This window comes from Plantactinospora veratri, assembly GCF_036421995.1.
In the GTDB taxonomy this organism is placed as follows: domain Bacteria; phylum Actinomycetota; class Actinomycetes; order Mycobacteriales; family Micromonosporaceae; genus Plantactinospora; species Plantactinospora veratri.
The window spans coordinates 17331-40738 of sequence record NZ_JAZGQL010000012.1; the positions used below are offsets into that span (position 1 = coordinate 17331).

16 protein-coding genes are annotated in these 23408 nt (G+C 73.2%); 9 read left to right on the forward strand and 7 right to left on the reverse strand.

Translation table 11 applies throughout. The annotated features are described in order from the left end of the window. Positions 1–167: 167 nt before the first annotated feature. Positions 168–1424 carry a fibronectin type III domain-containing protein gene (locus V1634_RS16940; RefSeq protein WP_331208796.1) on the reverse strand — a complete coding sequence of 419 codons (1257 nt, stop codon included), beginning with the start codon at positions 1422–1424 and terminating at the stop codon, positions 168–170. 279 nt (positions 1425–1703) lie between these two features. Continuing rightward, on the reverse strand, positions 1704–2282 hold the full coding sequence (locus tag V1634_RS16945; RefSeq protein ID WP_331208797.1) for an LURP-one-related/scramblase family protein: 579 nt from the start codon (positions 2280–2282) through the stop codon (positions 1704–1706). A gap of 292 nt (positions 2283–2574) precedes the next feature. Between V1634_RS16945 and V1634_RS16950 the strand changes: the two genes are divergently transcribed. The 4 genes from V1634_RS16950 (at position 2575) to V1634_RS16965 (ending at position 8565) form a co-directional block, all read left to right on the forward strand. Then, entirely contained in the window at positions 2575–3105 is a 531-nt protein-coding gene (locus tag V1634_RS16950) for a GNAT family N-acetyltransferase (RefSeq protein ID WP_331208798.1), read from the forward strand. A gap of 245 nt (positions 3106–3350) precedes the next feature. Beyond that, complete coding sequence (locus tag V1634_RS16955; protein ID WP_331208799.1) at positions 3351–4463, forward strand: hypothetical protein; 1113 nt, start codon at positions 3351–3353, stop codon at positions 4461–4463. 70 nt (positions 4464–4533) lie between these two features. Next, a complete protein-coding gene (locus V1634_RS16960) occupies positions 4534–5307 on the forward strand; it encodes a hypothetical protein (protein WP_331208800.1) in 774 nt (257 codons plus the stop codon). A gap of 348 nt (positions 5308–5655) precedes the next feature. Beyond that, on the forward strand, positions 5656–8565 hold the full coding sequence (locus V1634_RS16965; protein ID WP_331208801.1) for a helix-turn-helix transcriptional regulator: 2910 nt from the start codon (positions 5656–5658) through the stop codon (positions 8563–8565). On the opposite strand, the gene V1634_RS16970 is transcribed toward V1634_RS16965, so the two are convergent. Continuing rightward, positions 8543–8950 (reverse strand): cupin domain-containing protein, encoded by a 408-nt coding sequence (locus V1634_RS16970; protein ID WP_331208802.1) that lies wholly within the window; start codon positions 8948–8950, stop codon positions 8543–8545. The genes V1634_RS16965 and V1634_RS16970 overlap by 23 nt on opposite strands. Positions 8951–9052: 102 nt before the next feature. On the opposite strand from V1634_RS16970, the gene V1634_RS16975 reads away from it, so the two are divergent. After that, positions 9053–9874, forward strand: a complete 822-nt coding sequence (locus tag V1634_RS16975; protein WP_331208803.1) for an AraC family transcriptional regulator — start codon at positions 9053–9055, stop codon at positions 9872–9874. 6 nt (positions 9875–9880) lie between these two features. On the opposite strand, the gene V1634_RS16980 is transcribed toward V1634_RS16975, so the two are convergent. Further along, positions 9881–10696 carry a MerR family transcriptional regulator gene (locus V1634_RS16980; protein ID WP_331208804.1) on the reverse strand — a complete coding sequence of 272 codons (816 nt, stop codon included), beginning with the start codon at positions 10694–10696 and terminating at the stop codon, positions 9881–9883. A 190-nt stretch (positions 10697–10886) separates the two neighbouring features. On the opposite strand from V1634_RS16980, the gene V1634_RS16985 reads away from it, so the two are divergent. Beyond that, the gene (locus V1634_RS16985) at positions 10887–12653 is read left to right on the forward strand and encodes a thiamine pyrophosphate-dependent enzyme (RefSeq protein WP_331208805.1); all 1767 of its coding nucleotides are present in this window, start codon (positions 10887–10889) and stop codon (positions 12651–12653) included. A gap of 34 nt (positions 12654–12687) precedes the next feature. Beyond that, entirely contained in the window at positions 12688–15780 is a 3093-nt protein-coding gene (locus V1634_RS16990) for an FAD-binding and (Fe-S)-binding domain-containing protein (protein ID WP_331208806.1), read from the forward strand. A 322-nt stretch (positions 15781–16102) separates the two neighbouring features. On the opposite strand, the gene V1634_RS16995 is transcribed toward V1634_RS16990, so the two are convergent. Continuing rightward, positions 16103–18475, reverse strand: coding sequence for an ATP-binding protein (locus tag V1634_RS16995; RefSeq protein WP_331208807.1), 2373 nt, complete (start codon positions 18473–18475; stop codon positions 16103–16105). Positions 18476–18595: 120 nt separating this feature from the next. Further along, the gene (locus V1634_RS17000) at positions 18596–18718 is read right to left on the reverse strand and encodes a 50S ribosomal protein L36 (RefSeq protein ID WP_030490864.1); all 123 of its coding nucleotides are present in this window, start codon (positions 18716–18718) and stop codon (positions 18596–18598) included. A gap of 288 nt (positions 18719–19006) precedes the next feature. Between V1634_RS17000 and nhaA the strand changes: the two genes are divergently transcribed. Continuing rightward, entirely contained in the window at positions 19007–20890 is a 1884-nt protein-coding gene (gene nhaA, locus V1634_RS17005; protein WP_331209116.1) for a Na+/H+ antiporter NhaA, read from the forward strand. 133 nt (positions 20891–21023) lie between these two features. Then, positions 21024–22718, forward strand: a complete 1695-nt coding sequence (locus V1634_RS17010) for a discoidin domain-containing protein (protein ID WP_331208808.1) — start codon at positions 21024–21026, stop codon at positions 22716–22718. Positions 22719–22720: 2 nt separating this feature from the next. On the opposite strand, the gene V1634_RS17015 is transcribed toward V1634_RS17010, so the two are convergent. After that, positions 22721–23275, reverse strand: a complete 555-nt coding sequence (locus tag V1634_RS17015) for a Dps family protein (protein WP_331208809.1) — start codon at positions 23273–23275, stop codon at positions 22721–22723. Between the last annotated feature and the right edge of the window lie 133 nt (positions 23276–23408).

Below are 23408 nucleotides of genomic sequence, written 5' to 3' on the forward strand. Positions count from 1 at the left end.
TCAGCGAATCTTTCCCGAAACCGCGTGCCATCATAAGGGCCCGGGCTTTGGCCGCGGGTACCCGCAACGTGCCGTTGTGGACAGACGCGGCGCGAATTGTGGATGAGCTCCGGTGTCCATCACCGTCTCCGCAGGTCGATGCGGTAGGAACGGTTGTCGAATTGTGATCAGCGTGGCGTGGCCCCGGCGCCGTCCCGCTTCGTGCAGGCAAGATCCGACGGGGCGAATTCGTTGGTCGAATAGACGGCGAGCACCGAGAAGCAGTAATCGAGCTTGGGGTTCAACGCGTTCACCTTGAACGTGGTCTCGCCGGCACCGACCGTAGTCATCGGCTTGGTCTGCTGGCCCGCCCGGCCGCCCGCGACGACGAACGGCACCGTCCCGCCGCTCGGATCGGTCCAGCTGATGGTGATCGCCGAGCCTTCGTCGACCAGCTTCACGTCGGTCGGCGGCTCACCGGCGACGACCGGCTCGCCGCGCTCGTCGGTCGGCCCCTGCTCCGTCGACCCGCTCTTGTCCACCACCACGGCGACCACCACCACGATCGCGGCGACCACCGCCGCCGCGGCGGCGACCGCGGCGGCCACCGTCGAGCCGCGGCCCCGGCTCGGCTCGGGGGCCGGCGCCGGCGGCACGGGGGCCGGGGTCGGTGCGATCACCGGGTACGACTCGAGCTGCGCGACCGACTGCGCCGAGTACGGCGGGTACGTCGACGACGTCGGCCCGGCGGCGCTCGGGGCGTACGGCGAGGTCTGCGGCTCGACCGGGCGGGCCGGTGCCGGTTCGGTTGCCGGCCCGTACGCCGGTGCGGTGGCGGCCGACCGGAACAGCCCGTCCCCGGCCGGTCGGGCCGGCGGTGCGGACAGCGGCGGCGTGACGGGTGGCGCCGAGACCATCGGCGGCCCGGCGAGCGGTGCCGACAGTGGTGCGGGCGGTGCCGACAGTGGTGCGGGCGGTGCCGACAGCGGCCCGACCGGTTCCGGGGCAGCGCCCCCGGGTGCCTCGCCGAGGTAGTCCCGGGCCGCCCGGACCTGCCAGTGGTCCTCCCCGAGCACACCCGCCCCGAGCGAGGCGATCCGGCCGAAGTTGCGCCGCGCCTCGTGCCGGTTGCCCAGTTCCTCGGCGACGGCGCCGAGTTCGAAGGTGAGCGACAGCATCAGCGGATCGGCGTCGCCCCACCGGCGCTGACCGTCGACGATCGCCTCTTCGAGCAGCCGCCGGGCTGCCGCCGGGTCGTCGGCCTCGCGGTGCCACTGTGCCAGCAGCCCGACCGTGCCGAGCACCTCCGGATGGTCCTTGCCGTACGCCGGCCGGGCCGCGTCGAGTGCCTGTGCGAGCAGCCGTCTGGCGCCCGGATCGTCACCGCCGTCGCGGAGCGCCCGGGCGCGGCCCTGCACGGCGGCAAGTTGTGGAGGCTGAGACACGCCCGCCATGCTGCCCCCTGGACGGGGTGACGCGCCAGCCGGGTACCGGCCCGGCGGTGCCGTTCCGGCCCGGTGCCGGACGCTGCCCCGCTGGCAGCACGCCGCTGACCAGGGCCGATCGGAGCGTCCAGCAATTCCGGTCGGAGTTTCCCGCGATCCGGGTCCGGCGGACGACGACGGTCCCCACCGACGCTGACCCGCACGGGACGCGCCTGTTCCGGTGGGGCCGGTACGTCGACTCCCGGCCCCACCGGCACTCCGGCCCGGTCGGCTTCCGGGTCAGCGGCTCTGCAACGCGTCCAGGCCGACCGCCATCGCGATGACCAGCCGGCGGTCGAGCTGCGGCAGGTGGACGTCGACGACGTACCGGTCGCGCAGGCCCCACTTCTTCACCACCGAGAACGCGGGCTGACCGTCGATGGTGAAGTCGAAGTGGTAGGGAAGCCACGAGAGCGAGTCGACGAACCGGCGCAGCAGCGCGACCGGCAGGCTGCGCTCCTGACCGATGGCCTGCCCGAGACCGGGCTGCTCGACATGCCAGGTGGAGCGCAGCAGCGACGACTTGAAGTCCTTGCGGAACAGCCCGATCGGAGTACCGGCGGCGTCGGTCACGTCGTACGTCGCGCCGAGGTCCATCACCTGGCGGGCCTTGAAGCCGAGCACCGGCTGCTGCTTGGAGTCATCCGCGTAGAGCGTCACCTGCTCCTTGAAGGCGAGCCGCTTCTGCTGGGCGAAGGCCAGCAGTTCACCCTCGGAGCCGTCCGGGTTGACCGCGTGCACCTCGTACTGGTTGACCATGAACCGGACCCGCTGCCGGACGTGGAACTGACGCTGGGACTGGAGCACATCGAGCTGCATGGCAGTTTCCTTTTTCTTCGGGGGTTTCCGGCGTGTTTCTTCGGATTCCGGCGTGGCGCGGCCGGCGTTTTCACCACCTGCTGTGCAGGCGCAGCCTCGGAGTGTGGCACAGCGGGGCGACATCCCGCCGCCCGGTCAGGAGGCTACCGCGCCACCCCCGTCGACCGGCCGGAACTGGCCCGGATCGGTTCCGCCCTCCAGACCGGGCCGCCCGGCGCTATGGTCCGGTCGGAGCGAACCCGGGTTCGCCCCGACCGGAACTGGGTCGCTGATCGGAAGCCGGAGGTCCAGGATGCCTTTCGACCGCCAACCGCGGCTGACCGGTGAGTCACTCGACGTCCGGCCGCTGCGGGCGGAGGACTTCGCGGACCTCTACGCCGTCGCCGCCGATCCGCTGCTCTGGGTGCAGCATCCGGAGCCCGACCGGTATCGGGAGGAGGTGTTCCGGGTCTTCTTCCGGTCCGCGCTGGACTCCGCGGGCGCGCTGGCCGTCGTCGACCGGCGCGCCGGGCGGATCATCGGTTCGTCGCGCTACCACGGCTACGACGAGGAGCGGAGCGAGGTCGAGATCGGTTGGACCTTCCTCGCCCGGTCGCACTGGGGCGGCGGAGCCAACCGGGAGCTGAAGTGGCTGATGCTGGCGCACGCCTTCACCGCGGTGGAGAGCGTCGTCTTCCTGGTCGGGCCGGAGAACCTCCGCTCCCAGCGGGCCGTGGAGAAGATCGGCGGGGTGCGGGCTGGCTCGCGGGCCGACGGGACCGGGCGGCACAGCCTGCTGTACCGGATCGACGCGCAGAGTTGGCGGGCCGGGTCGACCGGCTGAGAACCGGCGTACCGCCCGCGCCCGGTCGTGCCCCGTCGACCGTTGCGGGCCCGGCGAGGTTCGCCGGCCGGCGAGCCGGGCTGGCTGGACCGATCCCGACGAACGGCTCCGGGCCGGCCGCGAAAGTCGGCAGACCGGCGACCAACGTGCCGGTGGTGCACATCGACGGACGCCGGGTGGACTGCTTGGATGAGGCGTCGGTGCGATCCCGATCGGCGACGAGGCCGTGTAGAGGGAGCAGGGGAATGACCCAAGAGGACCGTTGGGACTTCTTCATCGCGTACGCGCCTGCGGACCGCGCCGCCGCGGAGGAACTGTACGACCTGCTCAGTCCGCCCTTCCGGGTCTTTCTCGACCACCGGAGCCTGCCACCCGGTGACCAGTCGCAGACCGTCGGTGGCGGTGACCGGGACAGTCGGCTCTCCGCCGCACGCCGCCGGGCGTCGGTCACCCTGGTGCTGGTCTCCGGCGGCACCGACGGTGCCTACCAGCCGTCGGCGGGACCAGCCGGGGTGGTCGAGCCGGCGGGTGGCGAGGACGGCCGGCAACTGGTCGTGCCGATCCTGCTGGACGGGACGGCGACGGCGGCCGGGCCGGCACACGGGTTGCCGTTCGAGCAGGCCGTCCCGGTCACCGCCACCGGCGGCCTGCGGCAGGTCGCCGAGCGGCTCGGCAGCACGCTGCGGCATCGGCTGGCGCTGCCACCCGACGAACTGCTGCGCCGGTACGAGGAGCGGACGCCTGTCGAGCGGGCCGTCCGGCTGGTACCCCGGGACGGCTTCGATCCGGCCGGACGGCTCGGACTGGAGAGCCGCAAGTACGTCTTCGTCGGCGACTACGAGGAGCAACGGCACCGAACCCTTCGCCAGATCCTCGCCAATCTCTGGATCGGGGACGCCTTCGAGCACGTCGCCAACTCCAACGGTCCCTGGTTGGCCCTCACCCTGGAGCTGGACGAGCTGAACCGCCGCAAGATGGACCTGCTGCCGGCGACCTGGAAGGCGGCGTTCCGGATCCTCTCCGACCCGACCCGGGCCGGGTGCTTCGAGGCGACCGACGAGGAACGCACCCTGCTCGGCCTACCGCCCCGCAACTACTACTCCGGCGACCAGCAGGCGTGGTATTCGAGCTGCACCACCCGGGAGCGCAGGTACACCCCGTGGGGCCCGGACTACTTCATCCGGGAGGTGCTGGGAATCAGTTGGCTCTGCTTCACCGGCACCGGGATCACCCAGGGGGCCCGGCGGTCCAGCGGGCTGCCGTCGCGGGTGTTCTTCGTCCGGAACCTGCCGCTGCACGGCATCGACTACCGGATCCAGGACCTGGGCGTACCCGACGACGGCGTGGTGCTGGACTAACGCCCCGGTTACGGGATTGGAAGCCTCCGGTGCGGGTACCCGGCGCATCTCCTACGACGGAGGTTGGCATATGTCGGAGCGGCATACCGTACTGCGCTCGATGCACGATCTCGGCCTGGCTGCCTGGTTCGGCGGCTCGCTGATGGGGGCGATCGGGGTCAACGGCGCGGCGGCGAAGGTGAACGACTCGACCCAGCGGCTCGGGGTGGCTTCGGCCGGCTGGGCCAAATGGACGCCGGTTAACGCGGCGGCGATCGGCACACATGTCGCAGGTGCGGCAGGTGAGCTGATCACCGAGAGTCCGCGGATGCTCGTCCAGGCCGGGGTGGGCCGGATGAGCGTGGTCAAGACCGGGCTGACGGTGGCGGCACTGGCAGCGACAGGCTACAGCCGGATGCTCGGCATGCAGTTGGAGAAGAGCAGCGGGGCACCGGTGGTGGCGACGACGGCGCCGGAGAACGGCACGCCGGCGGGCGTCGCCGCGCGGCAGCGGCAGTTGCGGGTGTTGCAGTGGGTGATTCCGGCCCTGACCGGCGGACTGATCGTGGTCACCGCGTTCGCCGGTGAGCAGCAGAAGCCCGGCCAGGTGGTGCAGGGCATCCTGAACCGGATGAACGGGCTCGGCTACCGGGCCAGGGGTGTGCAGGGTATGGCCACCAAGCAGCTGCGTGGGCTGGCCGGCATCGGCATGGGCGGGATGACCGGCAAGGGCATCCGGGAGATGCTCGACCGGCGGATGCCCGGGATGACCGGCCAGGGTGGGCGAGGGCTGGTGACCAGGGTGCTGCCCGGGGTGGCCGGGATGCGGGTGGCCCGGGGCGCGGTGGCGAAATTCCGCCGCTGACCTCCCGTCGCGGCGGGTCCTACCTGCGGGACCCCGTCGTCCCGTAGTGCGGGAAGGTGGTGCCCGGCAGCGGGCACCATCCGCGACACCGCGCAACCGGGCCGGGCGCCGTGCACCGGCAGCACCCGTCCGGCAGCCGATCCCGGCGGTCACCCGGCCGGCCGCGCTGAGCTGCGGAAACGTTACCGGTGCCCCGATGCGTACCGGGAGCGGTCGGCCATAGGTTCTCGGCGCTACGGTGTCAATGGACTGATGACTGCTTATAGTTCGGCCCGATCGCTCTGGCATGGACGACCGTCTACGCGGTTACCTCGGACCAGGATCAGCCCATGTCCTGGAGGTACGCAGGTGCCGGTCACATCGCCGTCGGAGCCGACGGCCGCACCACGACCGGCGGCGGCACACGCCGTCGCCGCCCTGGTCGGCCGCGGTGCCGAGCTGGCCCGGACGGTCGCGCTGCTCGACGAGGACAGGTCACGGCCCCGGTTCCTGGTGCTGCACGGCGAACCGGGGATCGGCAAGAGCCGTCTCGTGGCCGAGCTGGCGAAGGTGGCCGCCGGCCGGGGCCGCAGGGTACTGCTCGGCCGGGCGACCGAGTTCGAACGCTCCCTCCCGTACGGGATGCTGCTGGACGCGCTGGCCGGCGTACCCGATCATCTGGCCGAACTGCACGCGTCGCTCGACACCCTCGCGCCGCGCGACCCCGGCGGGCCGGGGCCGGCCACCGCCGCGGTCGAGCGGCACCGGCGGCACCGGCGGTTGCGCAGCCTGGTCACCGCCGCCGCCCGGCCGACCGGGGCGCTGCTGGTCTTCGACGACGTGCAGTGGGCCGACGACGCCTCCGTCGAGTTTCTCGGCTATCTGCTGCGGCATCCGCCGGACGCCCGGCTGACGGTGGTGCTGGCGTTCCGGTCCGAGCAGTGCCCGCCGAGACTCGCCGAGGAACTCGCCCACCTGGCGCCGCTGCCCGAATGGCTCCGGCTCGCCCCGCTCAGTGGCGCCGACGTCGACCAGTTGCTGCCGGCCGAGCCGGCGTCCCGGCGCCGGCTGCTGCACCAGGTCAGCGGCGGCAACCCGCTCTATCTGGAACTGCTCGCCGGCACCTCGACGCAGGTCCTCGGCGCGCTGCGCCGGGGCGACTTTCCCGACGAGCCGGTGACCAGCGCGCTGCACGGCGCGATGGCGATCGAGATCCGCGGGCTCGGTCCGACCGAACGCCTGGTGCTCCAGGCCACCGCCGTGGTCGGGCCGGGCCTCGACATCGGCACCGTCGCCGCCGCGGCCGGAATCGACCCGCGACGCACCACCGCCGCACTCGACGCGCTGGTCGCCCGCGACCTGCTCCGCCAGGCCGGCGCGAAGCTGGACTTCCGGCACTCGCTGGTGCGGGCGGTGGCGTACTGGCTGGCCGGTCCGGCCTGGCGGCTGGCCGCGCACCGCCGGGCGGCGGCACACCTGGAACAGGGCGGCGCCCCGCTGACGCTCCGGGCCCACCACCTGGCCAAGGCGATCCAGCCGGGCGACGAGGCCGCCGCCGGGGTGCTCGCCACCGCCGCGATGACCACCATGGGTACGGCGCCGAGCACCAGCGCCGCCTGGCTGCGCGTCGCGCTGTCGGCGCTGCCGGACGGCCCCGGCCGATCGGAGCGCCGGGCCGAGCTGCGACTGCTCTTCGCCAAGGCGCTCGGGGTGACCGGCCAGTTCGACGAGGCGCGGACGGTGCTGCACGACCTCGTCGCGGTCCCCGGCCCACACCGGCACGCGGCGGTCGAACAGCTCGCGGTGCTGGAGCGGCTGGCCGGCCGGCTCGACGTGGCCAGCGCGCTGCTCAGCACCGAACTGGAACGGCTCGGCGCCACCGGCACGCCGCAGGCGATGCTGCGGCTGGAACTCGCGGTGACGGAGATGCTCGCCGGCCGCTGGCGGGCCGGGGCCAGGCACGCCGGCAAGACCATGGACCGGGCGCGCCAGGGCGGGTACCGGGGAATCGAGGCCGCCGCCAGCACCGTACTGGCCACCTGCGCGGTCGCCCGGGAACCGCTGGCCACCGCCCGGCTACGGGTCTCGTACGCCGCCCGGATGATCGACGCCCTCGGCGACGTCGCGCTCCGGGACGAGCTGGGCGCGATCGCCCTGCTCGCCTGGGTCGAGGCGATGCTGGACCGGGTCGACGACGGGCTGGCGCACGCCGAGCGGGGCATCGAGGTGGGGCTGCGGTACGGGCGGATCCACGTGCACCCGCTGCTCTACGCGGCCCGATCCGTGCTCTACGGCACGGTCGGCCGGGTCGACGACGCGCTGCGGGACGCCGAGGAGGCCGAGGAGATCGCCCGGTGGCAGGGGGGTGCCGAGGCGGCGACACTGGCGGCGGCGGTACGACTCCGGCCGCTGCTCTGGCTCGCCGGGCCGGACGCCGTACGCCCGGCCCTGGACCGGTTGCGGAGCAGCGCGGCGCCACGCTCCACTCTGTACCGGGCGGTGGTCCGGATGCACCTGGCGGAGGCGAGCGCGGCGGTCGGCGACGACGCCGGCTGCCAGGAGTTGCTGGCCGACGCGGAGACGTACCGCTGCCTCGGGCCGGCCGAGGCGGGTGTCCTGGTCGTGCGGGCGCTCGCCGCCGCCGGAGCCGGTCGGCCCGGATCGGCGCCGGAGGGGCCGGCGGCGCTGCCACCGCAGGCCCGCCGCTGGCTGGCCCGGGCCGCCGACGCCGCCGGTGACCTGCCCGGACGGCTCGGGCTGGTCGGGATGGCCGGCGCGACCCTGGCCCTGGCGCACGGCGCCCCCGGTGACGCCGTGCCGAAGGTGGTGCCGGCGATCGACCAGTTGGGCGCGGCCGGCATGCCGGTGCCCGAGGGGCAGGCCCGGATGGTGCTCGCCGAGGCGCGCGCGGCGACCGGGGATCCGCGGTCGGCCCGCGAACAGCTCGGTCGGGCCAAGCGGCTCTTCACGGCCAGCGGCGCGCGCTGGCTGGCCGGTCAGGCGGACCGGGCGCAGCGCCGGCTGGCCGCCCGGCTGTCCCGGCGTGCCGTGCCGGCGGAGCGGGCCGGGGCGGCACCGGACGCGACGCATCCGCTGTCGCTGCTGACCGGGCGGGAACGGGAGGTCGCCGAGTTGACGGTCACCGGCGCCACGTCCCGGGCCATCGCCCGGCAGCTCCAGATCAGCCCGCGTACCGTGGACGCGCACCTGATGCGGATCTACCGCAAGCTCGGGGTGACCTCCCGTACCGCCCTGGTCAGTCTGCTGGCCCGGGGGTGACGCCGCCGGCCGTCACGTCGAGCGTCTCCGCAGCCCGGGTCAGCGGTCCGCCCGCCGTACCGGTGTTGAGGGTCCCGGCCGGTTCGACCAGCAGGATCGCGGTCTCCTCCTCCGCCACCGGGCAGTGCTCGACGTCCCGGGGCACCACGAACAGCTCGCCGGGGCCGAGGACCACGTCTCCGGTCCGCAGCCTGATGGTGAGCCGGCCGCTGAGCACCAGGAACAGTTCGTCGGTCTCCGGGTGGCGGTGCCAGACGAACTCGCCCTTCAGCTTGGCGAGCTTGATCTCGTAGTCGTTGAGGTCGGCCACCTTCTTCTGCGCCCATAGATCACTGAACCGGGCGAGTCGTTCGGCCAGGTTGACGGGTACGGGAGACTCGGACACGCGTACGCCCTTCGGAGGTTCCGGCCGGTCCGTCGGCGGCGGCCGACGGACCCGCCACCGAGCGTGTCGCACCCCGCCGCGCCGGTCTTGTACGTTCCTGACATGGCAGCCGAGCGGCCCGGTACGACGATCAGCGCCTGGCGTCCGCCGGTGCCCGGGATCGCCGAGGTCTTCCACGCGCACTTCACCGAGCACGCCTATCCGGCGCACACCCACGACACCTGGGACCTGATGATCCTCGACGGCGGATCGGTCGACTTCGCCCTCGACCGGCACCGGCACGGGATGACCGCCGGGAGCACCGTGCTGCTGCTGCCGCCCGGCGTCACCCACGACGGCCGGACCGTCACCCCGGCCGGCTTCCGCAAGCGGGTCCTCTATCTCGACACGACCGTACTGCCGGAGCGCCTGGCCGGCAGCGCGGTGGACGGCCCGGTCCTGGACGACGGGCTGCTGCGGCACCGGATCCACCAGTTGCACACCGCGCTCGGCCATCCCGGCGATGCGTTCGAGGCGGAGTCCCGGCTCGCCCTGATCCGGGAACGGCTGCACGAGCATCTCGACGCGCCCGGACCGGTTGCCCCGGGTGGCCGGTCGGACCGGCTGGCCGCCCGGCTGCGGGAACTGCTGGACTCCAGGATCTCGGTCGGGATGTCCCTGGGTGAGGCGGGGACGATCCTGAACGCCCATCCCAGCCACCTGATCCGGTGCTTCACCCGCAGCTTCGGCCTGCCACCGCACGCGTACCTGACCGGCCGGCGCGTCGACCGGGCCCGCCGGCTGCTGCTGGCCGGGGAGCGACCGGCGAGCGTGGCCGTGGCGGTCGGCTTCCACGACCAGGCACACCTGCACCGGCACTTCGTCCGGCACCTCGGCACCACTCCGGCCCGCTACGCGCCCCGACGGCGGGCAGGCGGCGGGTGACGGCGGTCAGCGGTCCGCGGCCTGACCGGTGTCGAGGTGGGCGGTCGGGGGCCGGTCCGGACCGGAGTGGGCGGTCGGAGGCCGGTCCGGGCCGAGGTGGAGGGTCGGGATGCCCTCCGGGCCGGTTGGGCTGGTGGCCGCGGCCGCCGTGCAGGCGTTCTCCGCGACGACCCGGAACGCCTCGCTGAGCAGCCGGGTCAGGCCCGGGACCAGTGCGGCTGTTTCGTTCTCCGGCTGCTGTCCGGCGGGGGCCGGGGTGGCGGTCCGGCGCAGCCGCGCCAACCGGCTGCCGGCGGCCGGCACCAGTTCGTCGGTGACCGGGCGGAGCCGGTCCAGTACCTCGCCGAGCAGCCGCAGCGCGGCCAGCACCGGTACGCCGGCCTGGTGCAGGTCGAGTGCGGGCTGCACGGCCCGGGGGCGGGCGGCGGTGACCGTGCCGTCCTGGGCGCGTACCAGCACGCCGTGCCGGGCGAGGCTGTGCAGCAGGGCGGGCTGCTCGGTGGCCAGCCGGTTCAGCGCGGTCGTCAGCGGTTCGGCGGGCGGCGGCGCCGGCTGGCGTACCCCGAGCATCGCCTCGATGGCGACCAGGTTGAAGCCCTGCCGTTGCAGCGACTTGATGCTCTCCAGCCGGCGTACGTGGCTGGCGCTGTAGTAGGCGGTCCGGCCGTACCGGGCCGGCGGCGCGAGCAGGCCGCGGGCCTGGTGCGCCCGGATGTTGCGCGGTGACATCCCGACCAGCCGGGCGAGGGTGTCGATGGTGTACCGCGGGGTCGCCGGTGCCGAGCCGACGCGGTCGCCGAGCTGGGACACAGTAACCGTCACGGCCTCTCCTCACGTCCTGGGGCGATTCGAACCTACCGATGCGACCCGGATGCGGGTATTGGTGAAATTACTGCCGTCGTCGGTGACCGCGTCCGCCGGTTGGATCTGACTTACCCGGTTTGATGACGGTTCTTCTGGTTTGCCGGAATAATCGGTCTGTCGCCGGGGGACGGCAACGGGAGGATCAGCGATGCGGAAGATCGTCGGAGAGGCGCTGGCCGACCGGCTCTGCGACTGGGGGGTCGACACCATCTTCGGCCTGCCCGGCGACGGCATCAACGGGCTGATGGAGGGCTTCCGCCGGCTCCGGGAGCGGCTGCGGTTCGTGCTGGTGCAGCACGAGGAGGCGGCCGCCTTCATGGCCACCGGCTACGCCAAGGCGACCGGCCGGCTCGGGGTCTGCGTCGCCACCTCCGGCCCCGGCGCCATCCACCTGCTCAACGGCCTCTACGACGCGAAGCTCGACCACGTACCGGTACTGGCGATCACCGGCATGCAGGAGACCTCGGTCCTCGGCTCGCAGTACCAGCAGGAGGTGCACGCCACGCAGCTGTACGCCGACGTCGCCGGGTACAACCTGATGGTGACGAACCCGCAGCAGGTGCCGGGAGTCGTCGACATCGCCATCCGCAGCGCCCTGGCCGGGCGGAACGTGTCACACCTGAGCTTCCCCAACGACATCTCGGTGGCCGAGGCCGGCACCGACCCGTACCGGCACGTCAGTCCCGGCGCACCGCCGGTGAGCAGCCCGGTGTTCTCGTACCCGCCGGTGCCGGCCGCGCCCGACGAACTCGACCGGGCCGCCCGGGTGCTCGGCGAGGGCCGGAAGGTCGCGATGCTGGTCGGAGTCGGCGCCCGGGACGCCCGGGACGAGGTGCTGGCCGTCGCCGACCGCCTCGGCGCGCCGATCGTCAAGACGCTGCCCGGCAAGCAGGTGGTGCCGGACGAGCACCCGCTGACCACCGGGGGCCTCGGACTGCTCGGCACCCGGCCCAGCGAGGAACTGATGGAGGAGTGCGACACCCTGCTGATGGTGGGCACCTGCTTCCCGTACCGCAGCTACCTGCCGGCACCGGACCGGGTCCGAGTGGTGCAGATCGACCAGGACGCCAGCCAGATCGGCATGCGGCTGCCGGTGGAGGTGGCGATCTCCGCCGACGCCGGTACCGCGCTGCGCCAGTTGCTCCCACTGCTGGACCGGGCCGCCGAACGGTCGTTCCTGGAGAAGTACCAGGGTGCCGCGACGCGGTGGCGGGCCGAGATGGCCGTGCTGCGCGACCCGGGGCGGCGGCCGGTCGCCCCGCAGTACCTGATCGGGTGCGTCGACGAACTGGCCGCCGACGACGCGATCCTGACCTGCGACTCGGGCACCGTCGCCACCTGGTCGGCCCGGTACTGGACGATCCGGGGCGGCCGCGACTACCACCTCTCCGGCAACCTGGCCACGATGGCGTGCGGCCTGCCGTACGCGATCGCGATGCAGCTCGCCTTCCCCGGCCGGCAGGTGATCGCGTACGTCGGGGACGGCGGCTTCGCGATGCTGATGGCCGAGTTCCTCACCGCCGTCCGGCACGACCTGCCGGTCAAGGTGATCGTGAACAACAACAACTCGTACGGGCAGATCCTCTGGGAGCAGATCCTGCTCGGCTATCCCGAGTACGCCGTCCGGCACCGGGAGCCGGCGGCGGACTTCTCCGCCTGGGCGCGCAGTTGCGGCGGGTACGGCATCAAGGTGACCGAGCCGGGGCAGGTGTCGGAGGCGGTCCGGACGGCGCTGGCGCACCCGGGGCCGGCGCTGGTCGACTGCACCGTCAACCCGAACGAGCCGCCGATGCCCGGCCGGATCCGCTACGAGCAGGCCAAGGAGTTCACCGAGGCGTTCCTGCGCGGGCAGCCGCACCGGATCGCCACCCTGGCCACCGTCGCCCGCGACAAGATCCGGCAGCTCCGGTCGTGAGCGCCGGGCCGCGCCGGATCCCGGTGTCCCGGTCGTGAGCGCCGTCTCGCTGCCGGACCCGGTGACCCGCGCACCCCGGGCCAGCCACGTCGACCTTCGCCGGCTGTCGGCCGAGCTGCGGGCCACGGTCGACGGCGAGGTGCGGTTCGACGCCGGCAGCCGGGCCGCCTACTCCACCGACGCCTCCAACTACCGGCAGATCCCGCTCGGGGTGGTGCTGCCGCGCACCGTCGAGGCGGCGGTCGAGACGGTCGCGGTCTGCCGGCGCTTCGGCGCCCCGGTGCTGTCCCGAGGCGGCGGTACCAGCCTGGCCGGCCAGTCCACCAACGTCGCGGTGGTGCTGGACTGGTCGAAGTACTGCTCCCGGCTGCTGGACGTGGACACCGAGCGACGTACCTGCCTGGTCGAGCCCGGCATCGTCCGGGACACCCTCAACGAGCGGCTCGCCCCGCTGGGGCTGGAGTTCGGGCCGGAGCCGGCCACCCACGACCACTGCACCGTCGGCGGCATGATCGGCAACAACTCCTGCGGGGCGAGCGCACAGCGCACCGGCAAGGTGGTCGACAACGTCGTCGAACTGGAGGTACTCCTCTACGACGGCACCCGGATGTGGGTCGGCGCTACCGACGACGACCGGTACGCCGGGATCCAGCGCGGCGGTGGCCGCCCGGCCGAGGTGTACCGGCAGCTCCGGGCGCTGCGCGACGAGTACGCCGACGAGATCCGGCGGCGCTACCCCGACATCCCCCGCCGGGTCTCCGGCTACAACCTGGACAGTCTGCTGCCGGAGCGGGGCTTCCACGTCGCCCAGGCCCTGGTCGGTGCCGAGGGGACCCTGGTGACGATCCTGCGGGCCCGGCTGCGGCTGGTGCCGGTGGTCCCGGCCCGCTCGCTGGTGCTGCTCGGCTATCCGGACATCGCGGCGGCCGCCGACGACGTGCCACGGGTGCTGCCGTACCAGCCGATCGCGCTGGAGGGCATCGACGACAAGTTGATCGACTTCGAGAAGCGCAAGCACCTGCACCCGGCGGCGCTGCGACTGGTGCCTCCGGCCGGCGGCTGGCTGATGGCGCAGTTCGGTGCCGACAGCCAGCCGGAGGCCGACGAGGCCGCCGGGCGGTTCGCCGAGGCGATGCGCCGGCCGGGCGGGCCGAGTGTGCGCCGCTTCGTCGACCCGGCGCACGAAGCACAGCTCTGGGCGGTCCGGGAGTCCGGGCTCGGCGCCACCGCCTTCGTCGCCGGGATGCCGGACACCTGGCCGGGCTGGGAGGACTCGGCGGTCGCACCGGACCGGCTCGGCGACTACCTGCGCGACCTGCGCCGGCTCTACCGGGAGTACGACCTCGACCAGGCCTCGATCTACGGCCACTTCGGCCAGGGCTGCCTGCACAACCGGCTGCCCTTCCCGCTGACCACGGCCGACGGGATCGCCCGGTTCCGCTCCTTCCTGGAACGCGCCGCCGACCTCGTCGTCTCGTACGGCGGCTCGCTCTCGGGCGAGCACGGCGACGGGCAGGGTCGGGCCGAGCTGCTGCCGGCGATGTTCGGCGACCGGCTGGTCCGGGCCTTCGGCCAGGTCAAGGCGATCTTCGATCCGGACGACCGGATGAATCCCGGCAAGGTGGTCGCCCCGTTGCCGCTGGACAGCACGCTGCGGATCGGTCCCAACTACCGGCACGGGGACGTCGACACCGTCTTCCGCTACCCGGACGACGGGGGCAGCTTCGGTCGGGCCGTACTGCGCTGCGTCGGAGTGGGCAAGTGCCGACGCCAGCACGGCGGGGTGATGTGTCCGTCGTACCAGGTGACCCGGGAGGAGAAGCACTCCACCCGGGGCCGGGCCCGACTGCTCTTCGAGATGCTGGACGGCACCGCCCGGGGTGGCCCGGTCGGTGCCGGCTGGCGCTCCGCGGAGGTGCGCGACGCCCTCGACCTCTGCCTGGCCTGCAAGGGCTGCAAGTCCGACTGTCCGCTCAACGTGGACATGGCGACCTACAAGGCGGAGTTCCTCTCCCACCACTACGCCGGGCGGCTGCGGCCCCGGGCGCACTACTCGATGGGCTGGCTGCCGCTGGCCGCCGCCCTCGCCGCCCGGGCGCCCCGGCTGGTCAACGCGGTGTTCCGGCTGCCCGGGGCAACCCCGCTGATCAACACGGTCGGCGGGATCGACCGGCGCCGCGAGCTGCCGCTCTTCGCCGACCAGACGTTCCAGCGCTGGTTCACCGCGCGCCGCCCCGACGGTACCGGCAGCCGGGGCGAGGTGCTGCTCTGGCCGGACACCTTCACCAACCACTTCTCCCCGGCGGTCGGGCGGGCCGCCGTGGAGGTACTGGAGGCGGCCGGCTGGCGGGTCCGGGTGCCGGAGCAGGCGCTCTGCTGCGGGCTCACCTGGATCTCCACCGGTCAACTGCACACCGCGAGGCGGGTGCTGCGGCGCAGCGTCGAGATCCTCCGGCCGTACCTGCGCGCCGGTACCCTCGTCGTCGGCCTGGAGCCAAGCTGTACGGCGGTGTTCCGCTCCGACGCCGCCGAACTCTTCCCCGACGACGAGGACGTCGCCAAGCTGCGCCGGCAGACCGTCACGCTCGCCGAGCTGCTGCACCAGCACACCCCGGACTGGCGTCCGCCGACGCTGCCCACCCAGGCCCTGGTGCAGACGCACTGCCACCAGCACGCCGTACTCGGCACCGCCGCCGACCGGGCGGTGCTGGACGAGGCGGGCATCACGGCCACCTTCCTCGATTCCGGCTGCTGCGGGCTGGCCGGCAACTTCGGCTTCGAGCAGGGGCACTACGACGTCTCGGTGGCCTGTGCCGAGCGGGTACTGCTGCCCGCGGTGCGGGCCGCCGACCCGGACGTCGCGGTAGTCGCGGACGGGTTCAGCTGCCGGACCCAGATCGAGCAGGGTGCCGCGAACGGGCGCCGGGCCGTGCACCTCGCCGAACTGCTCCGGGCCGGACTGCGGGGCGAGCGGTCGCTGCCCCGTCCGGAGCGGCGCTGGGCGGCCCGGCCCCGTCCACCGGCCTCACCGGTACGCGCCCTGGTCGGCGCGGCGGTCGGGATGGTGGGCAGCGCCGCGCTGGCCGCCGTGCTGACCGCCCTGGCCAGGGCCCGCCGCCGCCCGTAGCCGCCCCTTGAGCGTCGGGCGGGGTAAGCGGCGGTCGACGGCACCGGCGCTGTCGCTCCGCGTCCGGCGGAGGCGACGGCGACGCTCGTGCCGGGCGGTGCTGTCCAACGGTGTCCAACCCGGTCCAAGATCCGGCCCCGCCGGCCCCGCCGGGCGGCAGAGTCGGTCCCGCGCACCGGGCGGCCCGGACGACGAGGGGGTGTCCGGGTGGGCCGGGCCGACGTGGCCACGCGTCGGCCCGGCGCCCCGCACCGGGTACGCCGGCCGGTTCCGTCGGGCCGACCCGGCGGGGTGCGACCGAGGTGGGAGAGCCGGGGACGGGTCAGCGGCTCGGTGCCCGGCCGACCCGGTCGAGACGGGCCTTCACCTGTTCGGCGTCCGGGTGGTCGAGGCCGTCCAGGATGTCGAGCGCCCGGTGCCAGGCGTCCGAGGCGGCGTCGAGGTCACCGATCGCCGACTGGGTCTCGCCCAGCCGGGTGAGCAGGTCCGCCTCCTGGTAGCGGTGCCCGAGTTCCCGCCAGAGCGCGTACGAGTGCTGGTACGACTCGGCCGCCTCCCGGTACCGGCCGAGCTGGTGCTGAGCGTGCCCGAGGCTGTCCCAGCCGTCGGCGGCGCCGAACCGGTCGTCGAGTTCGAGGAGTATGTCGAGGGCCTGTCGGCAGTACTCGACGGCCTCCTCGTGGTGTCCGAGCCAGCTCAGGCACCAGCCGATGTTGTTGAGGGCCCGGCCCTGTCCGGAACGGCTGCCGGCGGCGGTGAACAGTTCCAGCGCCTCCCGGCTGTGCCGCAGCGCGTCGGGGTAGCGGTTCTGCCGGACCGCGATCCAGCTCAGGTCGAACTGGATCCTGCCCTGGCCGAGCCGGTCGGCGGCCAACTGGTAGAGCCCGCGCGCGGTGTCCAGGTGCGCGACGGCCCGGTCGACCTGTCCGAGGTGGATCTGGGCCCGGCCGAGACTGCGCCGGGCGTGTGCCTCCTCGGCCGGATCGCCCAGCCGCCGGGCCGCCGCCACGGCGAGTTCCTGCACCGCCGCCCACCGGTGCCAGTGCCCCCGCCGCTCCATCACGTGTGCCATGGTCCGGCTCAGCCGGCACAGGTGCCGGTCGAGCCCGGCGGCGGCGGCCTCCTCGGCGGTCGCGAGCAGCGCCGGCAGTTCGAGGTCGAACCAGGCCAGCGCGGCGCAGTGGTCGGCGATCTGCCCCGGCGTGACGCCGGGCGAGGCCGTGAGCAGCGGGATCGGGTCACGGTGCGGGTCCAGCCGGCGATCCGCGGCGTGCGCCGTGTGCAGGTAGTGGTCGAGCACCCGCGTGGTGGCGGCCCGCCGCTCCTGCTCCGGATCGACCGCGGTGGTCAGCTCGGCCGCGTACGCGACCAGCAGGTCGTGGCAGGCGTACCGGCCGGGGCCGTGTTCGGCGACCAGGTTGGCATCGGTCAGCTCGGCGAGCAGCGGCCGGACCCGTGACGGTGGCAGGCCGGCGAGGCTGGCCACCGCGAGTGCGCCGACGCTGGGCCCGGGGTGCAGGGCGAGCAGCCGGAACAGCCGGGCGGCACCGGGGCCGAGTGCCCGGTACGACCACGAGAAGACGGCGCGTACGTCGGAGGCGGGATCGCTGCCGGCGAAGGCCGCCAGTCCGCCCCGGGCGTCGCGGAGTTCTCCGGCCAGCGCGTCGAGCGGAAACTCGGGGTGCAGCGCGGCTCGGGCGGCCACGATCGCCAGGCCAAGCGGCAACCGGGTGCAGGCGGTGATGATGTCGTCGACGGCCTGTGGTTCGGCCGCCACCCGGGCCGGACCGATCCGGGCGGCCAGCAACTGCCGGGCCTCGGCCCGGGTCAGCAGGTCCAGGGTGATCGGCCGGGCGCCTCCGGTGCTGACCAGGCCGGCGAGCTGATTTCGGCTGGTCACCAGCACCCGGCAGGCGGGGCCACCGGGCAGCAGCGGGCGCACCTGGTCGGCGTCCCGGGCGTTGTCGAGCAGCACCAGCACGTGCCGTTCGGCGAGCAGCCCCCGGTAGAGGGCCGCCTGTGCGTCCAGGGTCGCCGGGATGCGCTGCGGCAGTACTCCGAGGGCGTCCAGCAGGGTACGGATCGCCTCGGTCGGGCCGACCGGCGCTCCGGTCGGGTCGAAGCCGCGCAGGTTGAGGTAGAGCTGCCCGTCGGCGAACCGGTCGGCGACCCGGTGCGCCCAGTGCAGTGCCAGCGCGGTCTTGCCGACCCCGGCGGTGCCGGAGACGGCGGTGATCAGTGCCACCGGCGCGACCGGATCCGCCTCCAGCAGCCGGTCGAGTGCGGCGAGCTGGCTGGCCCGGCCGGCGAAGCCGGGGACGGCCGGCGGAAGCTGGCGCGAGGACGGGACCGCCGCGGTGGCCGCCGTCGCGGCCGAGCGGCGTCGTTCCTCGACCCGGTCCCGGGCGGTGGCCAGGGCGCCCTGCTCGCCGGGGGTGGCGCCGAGCAGCCGGATCAGGATGTCGAACCGGTCGGTGGGCGGCAGCACCCGGCCGGCGAAGTACTCGCCGAGGATCCCTCGCGACCAGCCGGTCTTGGCGGCCAGCTCCCGGTAGGTGAGCGGGCTCGCCCCCTCCAGCCGGGCCTCCCGGCGCCGGAGTTGACGCAGCAGCGCGGCCAGTTCGGCGACGGTCTCCACCCGGGCCATCTCCCGGTGCGACAGCCCCGGCGATCGTTCGCCCGACCGGTCGGTCACCCGTCCTCCATGGCTCGCGGTCAGTCATCGACCTGCGCAGTGTGGTGGAACGGTCACAATATATCTACCCGCGTCACTGACGCGCCCGGGATATCCGCCCGCGCGACTGACGCTGCCGGGTCAGCCCTGGCGGCTCTTCCACTGCGGGTTGGCGCGGTTGACCACGACCACCCGGCCGCGCCGGCGTACGACCACCGAGCCCGGCTTCTGCTTCAACGCCCGGAGCGAGCTGCGGACCTTCATGACTGCTCTCCTCCGCCTCGAACCAGCGGCTGCTCCGCCGGTTTCCGTCGGGCACAACCACCGGCACCGGGTGCGGATTCCCGGCGAGGTTCGGCGGAGCGGCCCAGGTGACCGGGAGAACGTGGTAAATCTCGGTGGAGTCGACACTCCCGCACGGCGTACACGGCGTACACGGCCGTGCTCCCCGTGCGGGCCGGGTCCGTCGGGCCCGTCCGTCGGGTTCGTGCCCGGCGGTGGGGTTAGCTGACCGGACGGGGGATACCGGTGACCGAGCGGCCTTCGTCCCGGATGTCCGGTCGGACGGCGTGGGCCCAGGACATCGCGGCGCCGTTGCGCCGGTTCGTGCGTACCGAGGCGGGCAGCTCCGGGGTACTGGTGGCGGCCGTCGGCGCGGCGCTGGTCTGGGCGAACGTCGACAACTCGTCGTACGAGGCGGTGTGGGGCACCGAGCTGTCGATCCGGCTGGACGGCGTCGGCGTCGCGCGCGACCTGCGTACCTGGGTCAACAGCGGTCTGATGACCCTGTTCTTCCTGGTGGTGGGGCTGGAGGCGCGCCGGGAGTTCGATCTCGGCGACCTGCGGGACCGGCGGCGGTTCGTGCTACCGCTCGCGGCGGGTGTGCTCGGCATGGTGATCCCGGTCGGGATCTACCTGCTGGTCAACCGGGGCGGTCCGGGGGCGCACGGCTGGGGTGTGGCGATGTCCACCGACACCGCGCTCGCCCTCGGGCTGATCTCGCTGCTCGGACGCGGCGTACCCGACCAGGTGCGGATCTTCCTGTTGACCGTCTTCGTGGTCGACGACCTGGTGGCGCTGGTCGTCATCGCGGTGGTCTACACCGAGCACGTCTCCGTGGTGCCGCTCGGGGTGGCGATCGGGCTCTTCGCGGCGCTGCTCGGGCTGCGCGCGCTGGGGGTGCGGCGAGGTCTGGTCTACCTGCCGTTCTGCGTCGCGCTCTGGGCGGCGCTGCTGGCCAGCGGCGTGGAGCCGGTGGTGGCCGGGCTGGCCATCGGCCTCACCGCGACCGCGTACTCACCGGCCCGGGGTGCCCTGGAGTACGCCAGCGGCCTGTTCAAGCTCTTCCGGGAGCAGCCCACCGCCGAGCTGGCCCGCAGTGCCACGCTCGGGTTGACCCGCACCCTGTCGCCGAACGACCGGCTCCAGCGGATCTACCACCCGTGGTCGAGTTTCCTCATCGTCCCGCTCTTCGGTCTGGCCAACGCCGGCATCGTGCTCGACGCCGGGTTCCTCGCCCGGGCCGTCACCGCGCCGGTGACCGTCGGCGTCTTCCTCGGGTACGTCGTCGGCAAGCCGGTCGCGGTGGTCGGGGTCTCCTGGCTGGTGGACCGGGTCACCGGTGGCCGGATCCGGCCGGCGGTCGGCTGGGCCGGGGTCCTCGCCAGCGGCACCATCTCCGGCATCGGCTTCACCCTGTCGCTGCTGATCGCCACCCTCGCCTTCCAGGACGACCAGCTCGCCGAGGCGAAGGTCGGAGTGCTGGCCGCCTCGCTGGTAGCCGCCCTGCTCACCTGGGTCGTCTTCCGGATCACCTCGGCGTTGCCGAAGCCGCGGCGGACCCGGGCGCTGCTCGGCGACGCGGACCAGCTCCTCGATCTCGTTCCGCCGGTCGACCCGCGCCGGGACCATGTCCGCGGTCCGGCGGACGCCTCGGTCACGGTGGTCGAGTACGGCGACTTCCAGTGCCCGTACTGCGGTCAGGCCGAACCGGCGGTACGCGAGCTGTTGGCCGACGTCGACCTGCGCTACGTCTGGCGGCACCTGCCGCTGACCGACGTCCATCCGCAGGCGCAGCTCGCGGCGGAGGCGGCCGAGGCGGCGGCCGCCCAGGGCGCCTTCTGGGAGATGCACGACCTGCTGCTCGACCACCAGGACCGGCTGCGCGTCGACGACCTGGTCGGGTTCGCCGGTGACCTCGGCCTCGACCGGGAGCAGTTCGAGGCGGACCTGATGACGAACGAGCACGCGGCCCGGGTGGCCAAGGACGTGGACTCGGCCGACCTCAGCGGGGTCTCCGGTACCCCGACCTTCTTCATCAACGACCGCCGGCACTACGGGGCGTACGACATCGAGACGCTGACCCGGGCGGTCAAGATCGCTCGGGCGCGGGCCCGGATCGAGCCTCGGCGGCGCCGGCGGTCGGGCCGGGACTGAACGGCGCCGGTTCCGTTCTTTCTCATCGACGCTCCAGATTTTTCGCATCAGTGTCGCACTCTTGCGAGGTCGAGTCGTGTCCTGGCAGGCTGAGGCATCGACCCGCGTCCCTTCCCCCCGAGGAGCGGCAGCCATGGCGCTAGCACGCCGACGATTCCTGACCTCCACAGCGGCCGGCGGAGCCCTGGCCGCCGTCTCCACCACCGAACTGCTCACGGCGATGACCCGCCCGGCCGGCGCGGCCAGCCCACCCGGCGACGTGGTCGGCAAGATCTCGGTCGGCTACCAGGGCTGGTTCGCCTGTCCCGGCGACGGCGCGCCGATCGGCGGCTGGTGGCACTGGAGCCGCGACCGGTTCCAGCCGCCGTCGCCGGGCAACACCACCATCGTCTCCTGGCCCGACCTGCGGGAGCTGGACCGGCGCTATCCGACGGCGTACCCGAACCTCGGCAACGGCGCCCCGGCCGAACTCTTCTCCTCCTACGACCAGCAGACCGTCGACACGCACTTCCGGTGGATGCGCGAGCACAACTGCGACACCGCCGCGCTGCAACGGTTCAACCCGATGGGTGACGAGGGGCCGACCCGGGACGCGATGGCAGCCAAGGTCCGGGCCGCCGCCGAGCGGTTCGGGCGCAAGTACTACATCATGTACGACGTCACGAGCTGGACGAACTTCCAGACGGAGATCAAGATCGACTGGTCGACGAAGATGTCGGCGCACACCTCCTCACCGGCGTACGCGCGGCAGAACGGCAGGCCGGTCGTCTGCGTCTGGGGCTTCGGCTTCAACGACCCGGGCCGCCCGTTCCCGCCGGCACCCTGCCTCGACGTGGTCAACTGGTTCAAGGCGCAGGGCTGCTACGTGATCGGCGGGGTGCCGACGTACTGGCGGGAGGGGATCAACGACTCCCGGCCCGGCTTCCTCGACGTCTACCACGCGTTCGACATGATCTCGCCGTGGATGGTCGGCCGCACCGGCACCCTCGACGGGCTGGACTGGTTCTACACCAACGTCAACCGGCCCGACCAGGCCGACTGCGACGCCCGGGGGATCGACTACCAGCCGTGCGTGATGCCCGGTGACCTCTCGGCGGGGCACCGCCGGCACGGCGACTTCTACTGGCGGCACCTCTACAACATGGTCCGGCTGGGTGCGCAGGGCCTCTACGTCTCGATGTTCGACGAGTTCAACGAGGGCAACCAGATCGCCAAGACCAGCGAGACCCAGGCGAGCACCCCGGCCGGCGCCGGCATCCGGGCGCTGGACGAGGACGGCACGTTCTGCTCGTCCGACTACTACCTGCGGATCACCGCCGACGGCGGTCGGATGCTCAAGGGCCAACTCCCGCTGACCCCGGTCCGGCCCACCCCGCCGGTCGCCGGTGGTGGGCCCGGTCCTCAGCCGGGCACCAACCTGGCGCGCGGCCGCCCGACCGCCGAGAGCGGGCACGTCCAGCACTACGCCTCGGGCAACATCGTCGACGGCAACCCGGACAGCTACTGGGAGAGCCCCAACCACGCCTTCCCGCAGTGGGTACAGGTCGACCTCGGCGCCGGTACGCCGGTCGGGCGGCTGGTGCTCAGGCTGCCGCCGTCGCCCGCCTGGGGTGCCCGTACCCAGACCCTGGCGGTACGCGGCAGCACCGACGGCAACTCCTTCGGCACCCTGTCGGCGTCGGCCGCGCACCGGTTCGACCCGGCCGGCGGCAACACCGTCACGGTCACCTTCCCGGCCACTCCGGCCCGGTACGTCCGGCTCGAGTTCACCGGCAACACCGGCTGGCCGGCCGGTCAGCTCTCCGAGCTGGAGGTCTATCCGAGCTGATGTCAGCTCCGGGCCAGCGGCACCTCGACCAGGTGTTCGGCGAGGAACCACGCCTGCAACTCACCGGTGCGGAGCACGTTCGACACCAGCAGGTCGTTGCTGCCGTCGTCACCCGCTTCGGCCACCCGCCCGGCGGCGTCGCGTACGTCGATCAGGATCGTCTCGTGCGCCTCCAGCAGTCGGGAGAGCATCACGGGCACCTGTTCGGCGCCGTCCGGCGGTCGGGGGATCCGGGTGATCTCGGCGACGTGCCGGGGATCGCCGACCGCCACCCCGCCGAGCGTCTGCACCCGCTCGGCGAGCATGTCGACGAGCGCCAGTTGCTCGCCGGCGTGCTTGTCCAGCAGCAGGTGGAGCTGGTAAAAGGTGGGCCCGCGCATCAACCAGTGGTGCTTCTTGTAGAGGGCGTACAGGATCTGGGTGTCCGCCAGCACCTGGTTGAGCCGCTGGCAGGAGTACATCCGGGCGTTCGAGGAGAGCCCGAGCGGAAACTGCCGTACGGTGCCGAACTCCTGGATCCGTCCGTCGTGCTGGTGCAGCCACGGCTGGCTTCCCACGGTTTGTCCCGGACCGCTCATCGCACGCCCCTTCCGTCCGGCGACGGTGCTGGAGACAGGCGGCTACCCCGGCGTCGCGGCGGCAAACCAGGTCGACCGGGCAGGTCACGGGCCGACCGGGGGACGGACGTGC